The sequence below is a fragment of the Microbacterium sp. VKM Ac-2923 genome (assembly GCF_022815605.1).
In the GTDB taxonomy this organism is placed as follows: domain Bacteria; phylum Actinomycetota; class Actinomycetes; order Actinomycetales; family Microbacteriaceae; genus Microbacterium.
Window position 1 is genome coordinate 46,640 of the sequence record NZ_JALGRP010000004.1, and the last position, 14,154, is coordinate 60,793.

Annotated in this window: 18 protein-coding genes; 9 read left to right on the forward strand and 9 right to left on the reverse strand. The window is 70.9% G+C overall.

Features of this window, described 5'->3' with window-relative positions:
* The first annotated feature begins 7 nt into the window (after positions 1–7).
* A complete protein-coding gene (locus tag MT347_RS18390) occupies positions 8–931 on the forward strand; it encodes a GNAT family N-acetyltransferase (RefSeq protein ID WP_308194221.1) in 924 nt (307 codons plus the stop codon).
* Between the two features lies 1 nt (position 932).
* Here the strand turns inward: MT347_RS18390 and yiaA are convergent, their stop codons facing one another.
* Positions 933–1,400 carry an inner membrane protein YiaA gene (gene yiaA / locus MT347_RS08020; protein WP_243499894.1) on the reverse strand — a complete coding sequence of 156 codons (468 nt, stop codon included), beginning with the start codon at positions 1,398–1,400 and terminating at the stop codon, positions 933–935.
* A gap of 180 nt (positions 1,401–1,580) precedes the next feature.
* Here yiaA and MT347_RS08025 point away from each other — a divergent pair, with 180 nt between their 5' ends.
* Positions 1,581–2,546: a reductase gene (locus tag MT347_RS08025; RefSeq protein WP_243499896.1), complete on the forward strand. Its 966-nt coding sequence runs from the start codon at positions 1,581–1,583 to the stop codon at positions 2,544–2,546.
* A 71-nt stretch (positions 2,547–2,617) separates the two neighbouring features.
* On the opposite strand, the gene MT347_RS08030 is transcribed toward MT347_RS08025, so the two are convergent.
* Entirely contained in the window at positions 2,618–3,184 is a 567-nt protein-coding gene (locus MT347_RS08030; RefSeq protein WP_243499898.1) for a ribonuclease H, read from the reverse strand.
* 222 nt (positions 3,185–3,406) lie between these two features.
* Here MT347_RS08030 and MT347_RS08035 point away from each other — a divergent pair, with 222 nt between their 5' ends.
* The gene (locus tag MT347_RS08035) at positions 3,407–3,934 is read left to right on the forward strand and encodes a hypothetical protein (RefSeq protein WP_243499900.1); all 528 of its coding nucleotides are present in this window, start codon (positions 3,407–3,409) and stop codon (positions 3,932–3,934) included.
* 10 nt (positions 3,935–3,944) lie between these two features.
* On the opposite strand, the gene gnd is transcribed toward MT347_RS08035, so the two are convergent.
* The 4 genes from gnd to MT347_RS08055 all read right to left on the reverse strand — a co-directional run bounded on the left by gnd (position 3,945) and on the right by MT347_RS08055 (position 7,437).
* Positions 3,945–5,006, reverse strand: coding sequence for a phosphogluconate dehydrogenase (NAD(+)-dependent, decarboxylating) (gene gnd, locus MT347_RS08040; protein ID WP_243499902.1), 1,062 nt, complete (start codon positions 5,004–5,006; stop codon positions 3,945–3,947).
* An 86-nt stretch (positions 5,007–5,092) separates the two neighbouring features.
* Positions 5,093–5,593, reverse strand: a complete 501-nt coding sequence (locus tag MT347_RS08045) for a bifunctional nuclease family protein (protein ID WP_243499904.1) — start codon at positions 5,591–5,593, stop codon at positions 5,093–5,095.
* Positions 5,594–5,656: 63 nt separating this feature from the next.
* The gene (locus tag MT347_RS08050; RefSeq protein WP_243499906.1) at positions 5,657–6,277 is read right to left on the reverse strand and encodes a response regulator transcription factor; all 621 of its coding nucleotides are present in this window, start codon (positions 6,275–6,277) and stop codon (positions 5,657–5,659) included.
* Positions 6,274–7,437: a sensor histidine kinase gene (locus MT347_RS08055; RefSeq protein ID WP_243499908.1), complete on the reverse strand. Its 1,164-nt coding sequence runs from the start codon at positions 7,435–7,437 to the stop codon at positions 6,274–6,276. The genes MT347_RS08050 and MT347_RS08055 overlap by 4 nt, the downstream gene beginning before the upstream one ends.
* A gap of 144 nt (positions 7,438–7,581) precedes the next feature.
* Here MT347_RS08055 and MT347_RS08060 point away from each other — a divergent pair, with 144 nt between their 5' ends.
* Together MT347_RS08060 and MT347_RS08065 are read left to right on the forward strand one after the other, a co-directional pair.
* Positions 7,582–8,643 (forward strand): FtsX-like permease family protein, encoded by a 1,062-nt coding sequence (locus MT347_RS08060; protein WP_243499910.1) that lies wholly within the window; start codon positions 7,582–7,584, stop codon positions 8,641–8,643.
* Positions 8,640–9,332, forward strand: coding sequence for an ABC transporter ATP-binding protein (locus MT347_RS08065; protein ID WP_243499912.1), 693 nt, complete (start codon positions 8,640–8,642; stop codon positions 9,330–9,332). The genes MT347_RS08060 and MT347_RS08065 overlap by 4 nt, the downstream gene beginning before the upstream one ends.
* Before the next feature lie 17 nt (positions 9,333–9,349).
* On the opposite strand, the gene MT347_RS08070 is transcribed toward MT347_RS08065, so the two are convergent.
* Positions 9,350–9,709: a hypothetical protein gene (locus tag MT347_RS08070; RefSeq protein WP_243499914.1), complete on the reverse strand. Its 360-nt coding sequence runs from the start codon at positions 9,707–9,709 to the stop codon at positions 9,350–9,352.
* A gap of 231 nt (positions 9,710–9,940) precedes the next feature.
* Here MT347_RS08070 and MT347_RS08075 point away from each other — a divergent pair, with 231 nt between their 5' ends.
* Both MT347_RS08075 and MT347_RS08080 read left to right on the forward strand, forming a co-directional pair.
* The gene (locus tag MT347_RS08075; protein WP_055956168.1) at positions 9,941–10,222 is read left to right on the forward strand and encodes a metal-sensitive transcriptional regulator; all 282 of its coding nucleotides are present in this window, start codon (positions 9,941–9,943) and stop codon (positions 10,220–10,222) included.
* Positions 10,223–10,233: 11 nt separating this feature from the next.
* Positions 10,234–10,578 carry a cation transporter gene (locus tag MT347_RS08080; RefSeq protein WP_308194222.1) on the forward strand — a complete coding sequence of 115 codons (345 nt, stop codon included), beginning with the start codon at positions 10,234–10,236 and terminating at the stop codon, positions 10,576–10,578.
* Positions 10,579–10,595: 17 nt separating this feature from the next.
* On the opposite strand, the gene MT347_RS08085 is transcribed toward MT347_RS08080, so the two are convergent.
* Positions 10,596–10,886, reverse strand: coding sequence for a hypothetical protein (locus tag MT347_RS08085; RefSeq protein ID WP_243499916.1), 291 nt, complete (start codon positions 10,884–10,886; stop codon positions 10,596–10,598).
* A 100-nt stretch (positions 10,887–10,986) separates the two neighbouring features.
* On the reverse strand, positions 10,987–11,532 hold the full coding sequence (locus MT347_RS08090) for a PadR family transcriptional regulator (protein WP_243499918.1): 546 nt from the start codon (positions 11,530–11,532) through the stop codon (positions 10,987–10,989).
* A 132-nt stretch (positions 11,533–11,664) separates the two neighbouring features.
* Here MT347_RS08090 and MT347_RS08095 point away from each other — a divergent pair, with 132 nt between their 5' ends.
* Entirely contained in the window at positions 11,665–13,104 is a 1,440-nt protein-coding gene (locus MT347_RS08095) for a cytochrome ubiquinol oxidase subunit I (protein ID WP_243499920.1), read from the forward strand.
* 9 nt (positions 13,105–13,113) lie between these two features.
* Complete coding sequence (gene cydB, locus MT347_RS08100; RefSeq protein WP_243499922.1) at positions 13,114–14,139, forward strand: cytochrome d ubiquinol oxidase subunit II; 1,026 nt, start codon at positions 13,114–13,116, stop codon at positions 14,137–14,139.
* The last annotated feature ends 15 nt before the right edge of the window (positions 14,140–14,154 follow it).

Here is a 14,154-nt window from a genome sequence, read left to right on the forward strand (position 1 = left end):
TGGATGGATGGCGTTGACACTGACACTCATGGATGCCGCAGGCGGGGACCGCCGCGCGTTGACGGACTTCCTCACCGCGAACCTCTGGCCATTCCATGTGCGACAGCGACTGTCGGGCGCCCAGGTGACGGTCGACATCGACACCGGCCGCTGGGGCGACGATCGAACCGAGGCGTTCTGGATCGATGACGACGAACGGGGCCGCGTCGGTCTGCTCCGCCTCGACGATCTCGCAGATCCGACGGCGGTGGTCGACCTGCGTCTCGCGGACCCGTGGCGCGGGCAAGGACTCGGTGCAGGGGCCCTCGCCCTCGCCGTGGATCGCGTGTTCCGCACACGCGAGGGCGTAGCCCGCCTCGAGGGCCAGACACGCGAGGACAACGCCCCAATGCGCCGCGCCTTCGACAAGGCCGGGTGGGTGCGCGAGGCCTGGTATCGCGACGGCTGGCCCGTCGACGGTGCCGAGCCTCTGGCATCCGTCGCCTACGGTGTGCTGCGCCGCGACTGGGCGAGCGGGTCGACGACGCCCGTCCCGTGCGGACCGGAGACGCCCCGGTCAGGGGAGCCGCGGCGCGCCGATGGCGGGGAGCTCATCGCCGCGGCATGGACCGCCGAGGAGCTTCTGCTGACTCCCGCGGTGAGGCGCGACCCCGACGAGCTGCGCCGGTTGCTCGCCGACGACTTCACCGAGATCGGTCGGTCCGGACGACGGTGGACCCGTGACGACATCATCGTCGCCCTCGCCGCCGAGACGACGAGCGCCCGTCCGCCGATCATCGAGGAGCGGGACAGCCGGCTGCTCGGACCGGAGACGGTGCTGCCGACCTACCTTCTACGAGCCGACGACCGCATCAGCCGGCGATCATCGGTGTGGCAGGGCGATCCCCGGCCGCGGTGCGTGTTTCACCAGGGAACAGCGGTGCCCGACTGACTCAGGGAGCAGCGGGGAACGCGGGCCGCGCGACGGGCACGGCCTCGGGGTTGGCCCGGCGGAACGCGGCGAGGTCGCGCACGTTCTTCTGCACCGCGACCACCGCGAACAGACTCATCGCGAAACCGATGCCGTAGAAGCCCTTCTCCGACAGCAGGAGCTCGGCGTTCCAGAGGCCGACCACCATCAGGGTCAACGACACCAGCAGCATCCCCCACGCCACGCCGAGGTAGGCGCCGGTCACGGGGACGTCTTCGGCGCGGTCGCGCACCGCCTTCTGCACCGAGATCGCGGCGAACAATCCGAGCAGGAACACCGCGAGGAAGAAACCCTTCTCCGACAGCGCCATGCGCGCGTTGTACAGGCCGATGAAGTACACCGAAGCCCCGAGTCCGAGCGCCACCCACGACGCTCCGACGAACGCTCCGGTCGGCCGACCGAGCACGTGCTGCTTCTGAACATCCGACATCGTCTTCACCCTTCGATTCGCCCCCCAGGGCACGTATATTCCGTGGGCGAGAACGTAGCGGTCCGTGCATGCGCGCGCGGGCATGCACGCGGATCTGTGGACAACACGGGGAACGCTCACCCCGTCCGCCGCTGGCGAACCCGCTCGACGCATCCCCCGTGCGGTGGTTGGCTGTGGCGCATGCGACGCATGCTCATCCTCGGTGGAACGGCGTGGCTCGGCCGCGCCATCACGACTGCGGCCGTCGCCGCGGGGGCCGATGTCACGTGCCTTGCCCGCGGCGAGGCCGGCGCGGTCGCACCGGGTGCGCGGTTCGTGCCAGCCGACCGTGAAGACGATCACGCCTACGACGCCCTCGACGGCGACTGGGACGACGTCGTCGAGCTGTCGTGGGATCCGGGGTTCGTGGCATCCGGGCTCGATGCTCTCGCCGACCGTGCGGCTCACTGGACGCTCGTCTCGAGCGTTTCGGTGTACTCCCGCTCCGACGTGCCGTTCACCGACGAGACCGCGGACCTCGTCAAGCCCGTCGACCTCTCGCAGTATTCGGATGCCAAGGTGCATGCGGAACGACTCACCTCGCTGCGCCTGGGTGACCGCGCCCTCCTCGCCCGCGCCGGCCTCATCGTGGGTCCGGGCGACCCGACCGATCGCTTCGGCTACTGGCCGGCGCGCTTCGCCCGTGGTGGACGCGTGTTGACCCCCGAGACGGGCGGTCGATACGTGCAGGGCATCGACGTCGACGACCTCGCCACCTGGATCGAGCGCGCCGGGCGGGCGGGAACCGCCGGGCCGGTCAACGCGATCGGCGAGGAGTACCCGCTCGCCGCCGTGCTCGCGGTTGCGAAGGACGCGTCCGGACGAGACAGCGAGATGGTGGCGCTCGACGACGCGACCCTCGAGGACCACGGCGTGCAGTACTGGATGGGTCCGCGGTCGCTGCCGCTGTGGCTCCCCTCCGAGGCGCGGGGGTTCTCGCGGCGCAGCGACGCCGCCTTCCTGGCATCCGGGGGTCGCCGACGTCCGCTGTCCGAGACGGTGCGTCGCACCCTCGACGACGAACGCGCGCGCGGCCTGGACCGACCCCGCGGTGCGGGTCTCACACCCGCCGACGAGGCCGAGGTGCTCGCGGGCTCGTCACGCTGAGGCCGGCCAAGGTGCGGGCGTCACGACCCCGCATCACCGCGGCCACGTCGCCACCCTGTGAGAAGAGCCGTTCAGCGCCCGTTGCGGTCGGCGGCGGAACGCGGCGGCGCCGACGCCACCTCGAGTCGGTCGAGCCCGCGCAGCGACGTCCAGATCAGCTCCTCCCCCTTGGCCGCGTGCTGAGACGCCCTCACGGCCCTCTCGTCGGCCCACGAGTTGAGCACGTGCCCGCTGTGCCCGCGGACGTGTTCCAGCACGACGTCGGGGAGACCCTCCGCCCGACGCGCATCACGCGCGGCGATGAGCGCCTCGAGGATGCCCTGATTCGCGACGGGCTTCTTCGCGCTGGTCACCCACCCGCGGCGGCGGTGGCCGTCCATCCACGACGAGTACGTGTCGATGGCGTACTTCGAATCGGCCTGCACGACCAGATCACGAACGTCGGCGTGGTCGGTGATCGCGTGGAGCAGGCCCAGGAGTTCTCCGATGTTGTTCGTTCCCGCGGGGATGGATCCCGCCGCCCAGTGGCCGTCCTCCCCGACCCAGGCCCACCCGGCCGGCCCCGGGTTGCCCTTGCAGGCGCCGTCGGTGGCGACGATGTAGCGGTCGGAGGAGGCGGGCGCGGAGGAACTGCTCATTCCTCTAGTCTCCCCTCTCGCCCGCATTAACCCCGCCGCAGATGCCGCTCGGACGGGCTGCTGAGGCCCCACGGACTCTCCGCGGGGGTGAGCGCGGGGGTGAACGTCACCTCCGGCCGGCAGACAGCGCGAGAGGAGCCGCAAAAGGGGGCGCGGCACCGTGCGAATCTGGCGCGGTCCGCGCCGCCGCGCGAGTCGTCCCCCTCGAGAAGGTCCGCCGTCATGTCGACAGATTCCCGTCCCCGTGCCCGTCTGCACCCCGCCGCCGTCACCGCCCTCGCGATCGCGGGTGTCGCGATCGCCGGGGCCGTGGGCTTCCTTATCTGGCTGCTGGCCGCACCGACCGACTCGAACTCCGAGGCGACGCAACGCCTGGTGCAGTGGCAGGAGGTGTTCGAGAAGTACCGAGCGGCCAACGGTTCTCTCCCCGACATGGCGTCGGGCGGGTACTGCCTGGGCGACGGGTTCCCGGTGGGCACCGGAGGAACCGCGAACTGCCGCGACTACGAGAGCACCACGTTCTACACCGAGGATGCGAGCACGCCACTGATGACCGCCCTCGAGACGGTCGGCGACCTCCCGCCGGGGGCGACGACCCCGGTGCGCGGCACGGTCGGGCCGTACGCGCTCTACGACGACGAAGGCGTCCGGCTTCTCACGCCCGAAGAAGGAACGTGCGAGGCCCCCGCCACCGAGGTGTGGCGCGACGGCGGGGGCCTCTTCGTATGTCAGATCCTGCTGGAGCGCTGAGCCGCGCGGCTCAGTCCCGGCCGCTCTCGGACTTCTTCTGACCCGCTTCGAGCACGTCTCCGGCGGGGAGTTCCTGGTGACCACCGAACTGCAGACGCATCGCCGACAGCACCTGATTCGCGAAGTGGTCCTCGCCGCGCGAGGCGAACCGCTCGAACAGCGATGCCGCCAGCACGGGGACGGGAACGCCCGTGTCGACCGCTGCCTTGACGGTCCAGCGCCCCTCGCCCGAGTCGGACACGCGCCCGGCCAGACCGTCGAGCGTGGGGTTCTGAGAGAGCGCGGCCGACGTGAGGTCGAGCAGCCACGACGAGATCACCGACCCCCGGCGCCAGAGCTCGGTCACGCGGGCGGTGTCGATGTCGAACTGGTAGTACTCGGGCTCTTCGAGGGGGGCGATCTCGGCCGAGTGCTCGCCCTGATGAAGGCCCGCATCGGCGTTGTTCAGCACGTTGAGCCCCTCGGCGAGAGCGGCCATGATGCCGTACTCGATGCCGTTGTGCACCATCTTCACGAAGTGACCGGCGCCGGAGGGACCGCAGTGCAGATACCCGCGTTCCTCGGTCGTGAACTCGCCGGTACGGCCCGGCGTGCGCTCGACCTCACCGGGTCCGGGGGCGATCGTGCGCAGCACGGGCTCGAGGTGCGTGACGGCCTCCTCGTGACCGCCGACCATCAGGCAGTAGCCGCGTTCGAGGCCGAAGACACCACCGCTGGTTCCGACGTCGACGTAATGGATGCCGCTGTCGTTCAGCTTCGCCGCGCGGCGCACGTCATCGCGGTAGTTCGAGTTGCCGCCGTCGATGATGATGTCTCCGGGCTCGAGCACCTCGGCGACCTGGTCGACCACCTTCCCGGTGAGACCGGCGGGGATCATCAGCCACACGGCGCGGGGCTTCTGCAGCTTCGAGGCGAGGTCGGCGATGCTCGTCGCCCCCGTGGCGCCCTCTGCGACCAGGGAGGCAACGGCATCCTGATTCACGTCGAACACGACGCAGTCGTGGCCGTCCTTCATGAGCCTGCGGACGATGTTGGCGCCCATTCGTCCGAGTCCGACCATGGCGAGTTGCATCCGTACCCCGTTCGTCGTGGATCACGGACCGCGCCGCGCGGCCCCTCCGCGAGTCTAGGAGCCGCCCGGGGGCCTGGGCATCGGTGCTAGCCCTGGAAGTCGTCGGGGTCGACGTCGTCGAGGAAACGGCGGAACTCCTCCACCCTCTCCTCCTCGGCCGATGCGTCGAGCTCGACCGCCTCGTCGGGCACGCCCGCCTCGGCGAGGACGTCGTCGGACACCCAGATCGGCGCATCGACGCGGGCGCCGAGGGCGATGGCATCCGAGGGGCGGGCATCGAACGTGCGCTGCCCCGCCGGGGTGTCCAGCACCACGCGGGCGTGGAAGGTCCCCTCGTCGAGGTGGGTGACCTCGACGCGATCGACGGACGCCGACAGCTCGCCCAGCATCGCCGTCATGAGGTCGTGCGCGAGCGGACGCGGCGACGGTGTGCCCTCGATCGCGACGAGGATCGACATGGCCTCCTGCGGGCCGATCCAGACGGGGAGCACCCGGTCGCCGTCCGCTTCGGTGTCGACCGGCTTCAGCAGGATCACGTGCTGCTGGGCCGGGTCGAGAGCCACTCCGACCACGCGCACCCGGATCATCCGCCCATCGTACGGTGCTCCCCCACCACGAGGGTGCGGGCCCACGCACCGTGCGGGGCGATGTCAGCGCAGGATGCCGAGCGCCCGCGCCGCCGACACCGCAGCGGTGCGGGAGGACACGCCGAGCTTCGAGAACACGTGCGCGAGGTGCGACTTCACCGTCGCATCGGTGATGTGCAGCCCACGGGCCACGTCAGCATTGGACGCTCCGCGGGCGACCAGACGCAGCACCTCGATCTCGCGCACCGACAACGTCACCCGCGGTTCGCGCAGGCGGGCGAGCAGGCGGCCGGCGATGGAGGGGGCCAGGGCGCTCTGGCCGGAGGCCGCCGCGCGGACGCCCGCGAGCAGCTCGTGGGGAGGGGCGTCTTTGAGGAGGTAACCGCTGGCCCCCGCCTCGACGGCCCCGAGGATGTCGCCGTCGGTGTCGTAGTTGGTCAGGACGAGGACGTACGGAGGGGCGGCCAACGCGCGCACCCGCCGAGTGGCATCGGCTCCGGCGGCGCGATCGCCGAACTGCAGGTCCATGAGCACGAGCTCGGGTGCGAGCTCGTCGGCGAGGGCCACGGCCTCATCGGGCGTAGCGGCCTCGCCGACCACGTCGATGTCGGCCTCGGCATCCAGCAGCGCCCGCACGCCCGCCCGCACAACCGGGTGGTCGTCGGCGATGACGACGCGGATCACGGCGCACCGGCCGGCAGCGTCGCCGTGATCGTCGTCCCCGCGCCGGGGGCGCTGACGACGTCGAGGCGACCGTCGAGCTGGTCGACGCGTTCCCGCATGGCGCGCAGGCCGAAGGAATCGGTCGCGGATGCCGCCCGCTCGGCCACGCGCGGATCGAACCCCGCGCCGTCGTCGGCGATCTCGAGACGCACCGCGTCGTCGGCCCGCTCGAGTCGGATGCCGACTCGGCCGGCGCGAGCGTGCTGCGCGACGTTCGCGAGAGCACCCTGCGCGACGCGCAGCAGGGCCGTCTGCGCATCCATGGGTAGCGCCAGCTCCCGCGACACCTCGACGGTGACCGCCGCGCCCTCGCGCGCACCCCAGCCCTCGGCGAGACGGTGGAGCGCCGCCCCCAGTCCGCTGTCGAGGCTCGGAGGCGCGAGCTCGCGGATGAAGCGCCGGGTCTCGGCGAGTCCGTCGGCCGCCGCACGCCGTGCGAGGCGCACGTGCTCGATACCCGGGCCCGTGGCATCCGCCCGCTCCGCCGCGTGCAGCAGCATCTGGATGCTCGACAGGCCCTGCGCCACGGTGTCGTGGATCTCGCGGGCCAGGCGCGCGCGTTCGGCGAGCACCCCCTGCTCGCGTTCCGCCGCGGCGAGCCGGTCGCGCGTGGCGATCAGTTCGGTCATGAGCGCCTCGCGCTCGGCCGCGCGGCGCTCGAGGGCGGCGTAGCCGAGGCCGATCAGCAGGGCCACCCCCGCACCGACCACCGGTCCCACGACCCCGCCGACCGTCAGACCGCCGTGCACGGCGAAAGCCCCGATGGTCAGCGCGGTGGTGGCTACGACCGCGAGCGGACCGACAACCCCGGGGAGCAGGTGCAGGTAGAGGAAGAAGAGCGGGAAGACGAGGTAGGCCGCCTCGGGAACGAGCCACACGAGAGCCGCCCACACGCCGCTCAGCGCCGCGAGCCACGCGATCGCGGCGCCGGAGCGGCCCGCGCGCGGGAGCACGAGACCCGCCAGGTAGAGCACACCGAGCACCCCCGCGAGCAGCAGGGCGATGACCGGCGCGCCCGTCAGCAGCACCCGCACGACGACCAGCGCGAGCAGTCCGCCGAACAGCACGTGCAGACCCGCGCGAAGGCCCGCGAAGACCGGGGCGAGGGTGCGGTGGGGCATGTCGGAGTCCAGGCTACGGATGCCGCGGCCCCGGCGGATCATCCGAAAGGTGGAGGGGGAGTTCGCCCGGGCCGCCGATGACCCGCCGACGCCTCACCACGAGGCTGGGGAAGCCGGCGAGATCCACCGGCGGAAGGAGGCGACGTGTACGTCGCATGGCGCGATCTGCGTTTCGCCCGCGGGCGATTCGCCCTCATCGGGGCTGTCGTCGCCCTCATCACCCTGCTCGTCGGCTTCCTCTCGGGGCTCACCGGGGGACTCGCCGCGCAAAACGTCTCGGCCGTGCTCGCGCTGCCCGGTGACCGGCTCGTGCTGCAGCCCGCCGGGGCGACGACGGCCACCTTCGCCGACTCGGCGATCGACGACGCCACGGTCGCCGCGTGGCGAGACGCCGCGGGCGTCGCTCGCGTCGACCCGGTCGGCATCCGGCAGACACGCGCCGAGGGCCCGGGGGCCGCGGGCGCCGTCGCGCTCTTCGGCCTCGACGCGGGGACCCGCTTCCCCGCCCCCACCCGCGACGGCGAGGTCGTGCTCTCGGCGGGTGCCGCCGAGACGCTGGGAGCCGCCGTCGGCGACACGGTCGCGGTCGCGGGGTCGACCTACGCGGTCTCGGCGATCGGCGACGACCTCTCGTACAGCCACACCCCGGTCATCTCCCTCACCCCGTCGGCCTGGCGCGCGCTCGACGAAAGCCTCGGCGGCACGGGCACCGCGACCGTGCTCGCCGTGTCGGGGGAACCAGCGTGGGACGCCGTCGCCGCCGACACCGGCACGGTGGCATCCACCCCGCTCTCGAGCCTGACGGCGCTGCCCACCTTCCGCTCCGAGATCGGTTCGCTGGCCCTGATGATCGCGATGCTTTTCGGCGTCTCGGCGCTCGTCGTCGGTGCGTTCTTCACGGTCTGGACCATGCAACGGGCGGGTGACATCGCGGTGCTGAAAGCCCTCGGAGCGAGCACCCCGGCGCTCGTCCGCGACGCGCTCGGTCAGGCCCTCGTCGTGCTCGTGCTGGGGGTCGGGGTCGGCATCGGGCTCACCGCGGCGCTCGGGACGCTCGCCGGCGGAGCGCTGCCGTTCGTCCTCGGTCCGCTCACGACCCTCGCCCCCGCGCTCGTCATGATCGTGCTGGGACTGATCGGTGCGGCCGTGTCGCTGCGCACCGTCACCACCTCCGATCCCCTCACCGCTCTCGGGAGCACACGATGATCCTTCTCGACGACGTCACCCTCACCTATCCCGACGGCGATGCGCGCGTCACCGCGGTCGACCACGTCACGCTCGAGGGCCGCCCGGGGGTCCTCACCGGGATCACCGGCCCCTCGGGCTCCGGCAAATCGAGCCTTCTCGCCCTCGCCGCCACCCTGGTGCGTCCCGACTCCGGACGCGTCGTCGTCGACGGCGTGGAGGCCACCGACCTCAGCGCCGCGGGGCGCACGACCCTCCGCCGCGAGCGCATCGGAATCGTCTTCCAGCAGCCGCAGCTCCTGCCCGCCCTCACCGTCCGCGAGCAGCTGCGCGTGATGGCCGAGCTCGGCGGGCGGGGCCGACGGGAGCGGCGCGCCGAGGTCCGCGGACGCGTCGACGAGATCCTGGATGCCGTGGGCCTCGGCGCCCACGGCGATCGACGACCCGCCCAGCTGTCGGGCGGGCAGCGCCAACGCGTCGCCATCGCCCGCGCACTCGTGCACGACCCGCGCGTGCTGCTCGTCGACGAGCCGACCAGTGCGCTCGACACGGCACGCGGGGCCGAGATCATGGCGCTGATCGCCCGCCTGACCCGCGAGCGGGGGACGGCCACGCTTCTCGTCACCCACGACGTCGTACACGCGGGGACGCTCGACGAGACGGTCGAGGTCGTCGACGGACGTGCCCGTCTCGTCGCGGCGCCGGTCTGAATCCGACGCGGTGGACCTCACCAGCCGAAGCTGTTGAACCAGTCCCGTCGCCGGTCGGCCTCTTCACGCGTCTCGTCGCCGCGCCACGAATCGTGCGGGGCGAGCACACCGTTCACGGGTGCGACGAACGCCCAGCAGACCGGGCAGAGCGCCCGCCCGCCGGGGTAACCGTCGGGGAGGGTGGGAGCCGGTGCCGCCGGCTCCCCCGCCCCGGTGCACGCGGGCGGGTCGGCCTGCAGGTCGCTCCACAGCAGACGTCCGCCCGTGCGGTGGTGCAGGCCACGGTGGCCGTCCTCACGGGTGCAGATCTCGCCGTTTCTTCGGCTCAGACACAGTCTCCGCGCGGCGCCCGGCAGTGCCGCCAGCGTTTTCGTCATCTTCAGATTGTCTCCGCTGCGAGCGCAGCGGCGGCAGGGCCGGGATGCGCACGGGGCGATGGGGTCCGGTGGGGAAAGGTTCGGCGGTCATCTTCGACCACCACCGGTACGACGGTTGTGCATGTCGACCTCCTGATGTTCCGACCATCTCCCGCCGAAGGTCCGGAGCCGAGGGGGTTGACAGGATCGGGGACGATGCTAGGCATACCCCACGGGGGTATCATTGCCGCCATGCACGGATACGAGGGCAACAAGGACGACCTCTTGAAGCGCCTCCGCCGCGCGGAGGGACAGGTGCGCGGCATCGCGCGCATGGTGGACGACGACCAGTACTGCATCGACATCCTGACCCAGGTGTCAGCGGTCACCAAGGCTCTCGAGAACGTCGCCCTTTCGCTGCTCGACGATCACCTGTCGCACTGCGTCGCCGAGGCTGCGGCCCAGGGCGGGCCCGTCGCCGAAGAGAAACTCAAAGAAGCCAACCAGGCCATCGCCCGGCTGGTCCGTTCGTGAAGGAGACTCCTATGACCGAGCAGCGAATCGACCTCGGCCTGAGCGCCACGACCCCCGTCTCCGGCGGATGCAGCGACGGGTGCGGGTGCGGCGCCGGGGGCGTGGCATCCACGCCGACGACGCAGAACCTGACGGCGCAGGCCGCGACGAGCGAGCTCCGCGTCGAGGGCATGACGTGTGGCCACTGCGTGCGCGCGGTCACCGAGGAACTCACGGCGCTGGACGGCGTCGAAGTCGTCGATGTCGATCTGCACGACGGAGGTGTCTCGGTCGTGCGCATCGCATCGACGGGGGCGGCGAGCGACGACGACCTCGCGGCGGCGATCGACGAGGCCGGTTACACACTCGCGCGCTGAGCGGCCGCGTGCCGGCGTCAGAGCACGCCGCGAACGAGCACGTCGACAGCCGCGTGGAAGGTGACGTGCTGCGACACCTCGACCGCGCGGTCGTACCGTGCTCCACCGAGGGCGACGAACACCGCGCCCACGACCTCGACGTAGCCGACGATGTAGCCGCCGCGGCTGACCTCGTAGAGGTCGAGGTCGATCCGCGTCCAGGGGATCTCCGTCGGAGCCCCAGTCGACACCGTGGGGACGGGACCGGAAACGAGGGGACGGGCTGCCTTCGACGAACCCCGGCGGCTGAGCGGTGCTTCCATGACCATGCGAGAACTCCTTCGGTCGTCCGGGGTGTTCTCAGAGTGGAGCGTCGAGCCGGGAAGTGTCCCGGGCTTGACGGATCCTCAGCACCGCATTAGCCGTACGCTACCCGGCTGAGCGGGCGGGCCTACCGCGACGGGGACGGTCCTCGGACAGCTCGAACGGGGTCGCCCCGACCGTCAGCGCCGCGACCTCATCGAGCCATCGCAGGTCGGCGTCGAGCCGCGCGCGCCGGGCCGCACGGACGATCGCTGCGGGCACGGCATCCGGGTCTTCGGTCTCGGACTCGGCCAGGGCCGCACGAACGGCCGCGCGCTGGGTGAACAGGATGCCGCCGATGTCGGCACCCGGCAGCGTCACCGCCAGGGCGATCTTCAGCGCGACGTCGTCGCGTCCCTCGGCCAGCGATGCGGTGGACAGCCACGCGCGGGTCTCGACGCGACCGGCTTCCGTCGGCTCCCACAGCACGCGCGCCTCGTCGTCGACGCCGGCGCCGGTCACCAACCCGTCGCGCTCGAGGCGCTCGAGCGTCGTGTACACCTGCCCGACGTTGACCCGCGCGCCCGTGCGCCGCTCGTACTCGGCGCGCAGCTGAGAGCCGTAGCAGGCGCCGCGATCGAGGATCGCGAGCAGGCTCAGACGGACGGACACGGGCGCCTCCCGGCGGGTTGAAAATGGCTTGCCGAGTATATCGTTCGACGCCGAGGGATCCCCCGACGCGCCGGAGAGCCCCGGCGTACCATGTGGTCTGACCACACAATCCGGTTTGATCGGAGGCTCCCGATGGAGTGGCTCGACCCCCTCGCCCTCGCCCGCTGGCAGTTCGGGTTGACGACGCTGTACCACTTCCTGTTCGTGCCCCTGACGCTCGGCATGTCGCTGATCGTGGCCGTCTTCCAGACCGTCTGGTACCGCACGGGAGACGTCCGGTGGCTGCACATCACGCGCTTCTTCGGGAAGATCTTCCTGATCAACTTCGCCATGGGCGTGGTCACCGGCATCGTGCAGGAGTTCCAGTTCGGCATGAACTGGTCGGCGTACTCGCGCTTCGTCGGCGATGTCTTCGGCGCCCCGCTCGCCTTCGAGGGGCTGCTCGCGTTCTTCCTCGAGGCGACCTTCATCGGCCTGTGGATCTTCGGGTGGGACAAGCTCCCCCGCCTCGCCCACCTCGCGAGCATCTGGATGGCGTCGATCGGCGCCACCCTCTCGGCGTACTTCATCATCGCCGCCAACGCGTTCATGCAGAACCCGGTCGGCTACCAGATGTCGGCCGAGGGTCACCGCGCCGAACTCGTCGACTTCTGGGCCCTGCTCACCAACCCCGTCGCCCTCGCCGCCTTCCCGCACACCATCTTCGCGGGCTGGATGTTCGCCGCCATGATCGTCGTCGCCATCTCGGCCTGGCACCTGGCGCGGGGGCGGAACGTCGACATGATGCGCAAGACCCTGCGCTTCGGCCTGTGGTCGACGGTGGTGTCGTTCGCGCTCGTCGCGATCGTCGGCGACCAGCTGAGCCTGGTCATGGTGGCCACCCAGCCGATGAAGATGGCCGCGGCCGAGGCGACCTTCAACACCGTCTGCGGAGCGGATGCCTCGTTCTCGATCTTCACGCTCGGAACCCCCGACGGCACGAGCGAGCTGTTCTCGATCCGGGTGCCGTTCCTGCTGAGCCTGCTGTCGACCCACTCGCTCGACGGGTGCGTGGAGGGGATCAACGACCTCAACACGCTCTACAGCCAGCAGCTGTTCCCGCAGTTCGCCGACCAAGTCGACGGCAACTTCGCCCCCGTGCTGTGGGTCACCTACTGGGCGTTCCGCTGGATGATCGCGCTCGGCGGCATCGCCGCGCTGGTGTGCGTCGCGGGCCTGTGGGTCACGCGCAAGAAGGCGACCCGCCCCGTCGCGCCGTGGATGTGGCGCGTGGCCATCTGGGCCGCTCCCCTGCCGATGCTCGCGAGCCTCGTCGGCTGGGTGTTCACCGAGATGGGCCGTCAGCCCTGGATCGTCTTCGGTCTCATGCTCACTGAAGACGGCGTCTCGCCGAGCGTCCCCGGCTGGAGCGTGCTCATCTCGCTGGTGGCGTTCACCCTCGTGTACGCCAGCCTCGCCGTCGTGGAGTTCGGACTCATCAAGAAGTACGCGCAGAAGGGCCCCGACCCCCTGCCCGACCCGGATGCCGTGCGCGACGACTCTATCGAGAACACCCCGACCACGGTCTACTAGGAGCTCATCATGGATCTCGCGTACCTCTGGTTCTGGATCGTCGCCTTCCTCTTCGTCGGCTACTTCGTGCTCGACGGCTTCGACTTCGGCGTGGGCATGTCGATCCCCTTCCTCGGGAAGGACGACATCGCCCGCCGGCAGATCATCAACACGATCGGCCCCGTGTGGGACCTCAACGAGACGTGGGTCATCGTCGCGGGCGCCGCCCTGTTCGCCTCGTTCCCCGAGTGGTACGCGACGCTCTTCAGCGGCTTCTACCTGCCGCTGCTGGTGATCCTGCTCGCGCTCATCGCCCGGGGCGTGTCGTTCGAGTATCGGCACCAGCGCGACTCGCTCCGCTGGAAGCGCTCGTTCGACCGCATGATCTTCTTCGGGTCGGCAGCACCGGCGTTCCTCTGGGGCGTCGCCTTCGCGAACATCGTGCAGGGCGTGCCCCTGGATGCCGACCACGAGTACGTCGGCACCGTACTGACGCTGCTGAACCCGTACGGCATCCTGGGCGGGCTGACGACACTGACGCTGTTCTTCCTGCACGGGCTCTACTTCGTCGCGTTGAAGACCGACGGACAGGTGCGGGCCGATGCGCGCCGCCTCGCGGGACGCGCGGGTCTCGTGACCATCGCGCTTGCGGCACTGTTCCTGGCGTGGACCGTCGCGAATGCCGCCGACGCCCCGCTGTTCCTCGGGCTGGTGGGCCTGTCGGGAGTGGCCGCGCTCACGCTCATCGGTTCGTGGGTGGCCAACAGCCGCGACCGCGAGGGCACCGCCTTCGCCCTGGGCGCGGTGACCATCGTCGCAGCCGTCGCCGCCCTGTTCTTCGCCCTGTTCCCGAACGTCATGCCCTCGACCCTGGCTGAGGGATCCAGCCTCACGATCGACAACGCCTCGAGCACCGACTACACATTGACGATCATGAGCTGGGCGGCCCTGATCTTCCTGCCGCTGATCCTGGCCTACCAGGGCTGGACGTACTGGGTGTTCCGCAAGCGCGTGACCCGCGCCCGCATCGAGAAGGCCGCGCTCGGCGCGCACTGACGCCCCCTGGACACC

Bases quoted from the DNA above. Each gene is read 5' to 3' on its own strand.
- MT347_RS18390 (WP_308194221.1), top strand. From the start codon at position 8: ATGGCGTTGACACTGACACTCATGGATGCCGCAGGCGGGGACCGCCGC.
- yiaA (WP_243499894.1), bottom strand. From the start codon at position 1,400: ATGTCGGATGTTCAGAAGCAGCACGTGCTCGGTCGGCCGACCGGAGCG.
- MT347_RS08025 (WP_243499896.1), top strand. From the start codon at position 1,581: ATGCGACGCATGCTCATCCTCGGTGGAACGGCGTGGCTCGGCCGCGCC.
- MT347_RS08030 (WP_243499898.1), bottom strand. From the start codon at position 3,184: ATGAGCAGTTCCTCCGCGCCCGCCTCCTCCGACCGCTACATCGTCGCC.
- MT347_RS08035 (WP_243499900.1), top strand. From the start codon at position 3,407: ATGTCGACAGATTCCCGTCCCCGTGCCCGTCTGCACCCCGCCGCCGTC.
- gnd (WP_243499902.1), bottom strand. From the start codon at position 5,006: ATGCAACTCGCCATGGTCGGACTCGGACGAATGGGCGCCAACATCGTC.
- MT347_RS08045 (WP_243499904.1), bottom strand. From the start codon at position 5,593: ATGATCCGGGTGCGCGTGGTCGGAGTGGCTCTCGACCCGGCCCAGCAG.
- MT347_RS08055 (WP_243499908.1), bottom strand. From the start codon at position 7,437: ATGCCCCACCGCACCCTCGCCCCGGTCTTCGCGGGCCTTCGCGCGGGT.
- MT347_RS08065 (WP_243499912.1), top strand. From the start codon at position 8,640: ATGATCCTTCTCGACGACGTCACCCTCACCTATCCCGACGGCGATGCG.
- MT347_RS08070 (WP_243499914.1), bottom strand. From the start codon at position 9,709: ATGACGAAAACGCTGGCGGCACTGCCGGGCGCCGCGCGGAGACTGTGT.
- MT347_RS08075 (WP_055956168.1), top strand. From the start codon at position 9,941: ATGCACGGATACGAGGGCAACAAGGACGACCTCTTGAAGCGCCTCCGC.
- MT347_RS08080 (WP_308194222.1), top strand. From the start codon at position 10,234: ATGACCGAGCAGCGAATCGACCTCGGCCTGAGCGCCACGACCCCCGTC.
- MT347_RS08085 (WP_243499916.1), bottom strand. From the start codon at position 10,886: ATGGTCATGGAAGCACCGCTCAGCCGCCGGGGTTCGTCGAAGGCAGCC.
- MT347_RS08095 (WP_243499920.1), top strand. From the start codon at position 11,665: ATGGAGTGGCTCGACCCCCTCGCCCTCGCCCGCTGGCAGTTCGGGTTG.
- cydB (WP_243499922.1), top strand. From the start codon at position 13,114: ATGGATCTCGCGTACCTCTGGTTCTGGATCGTCGCCTTCCTCTTCGTC.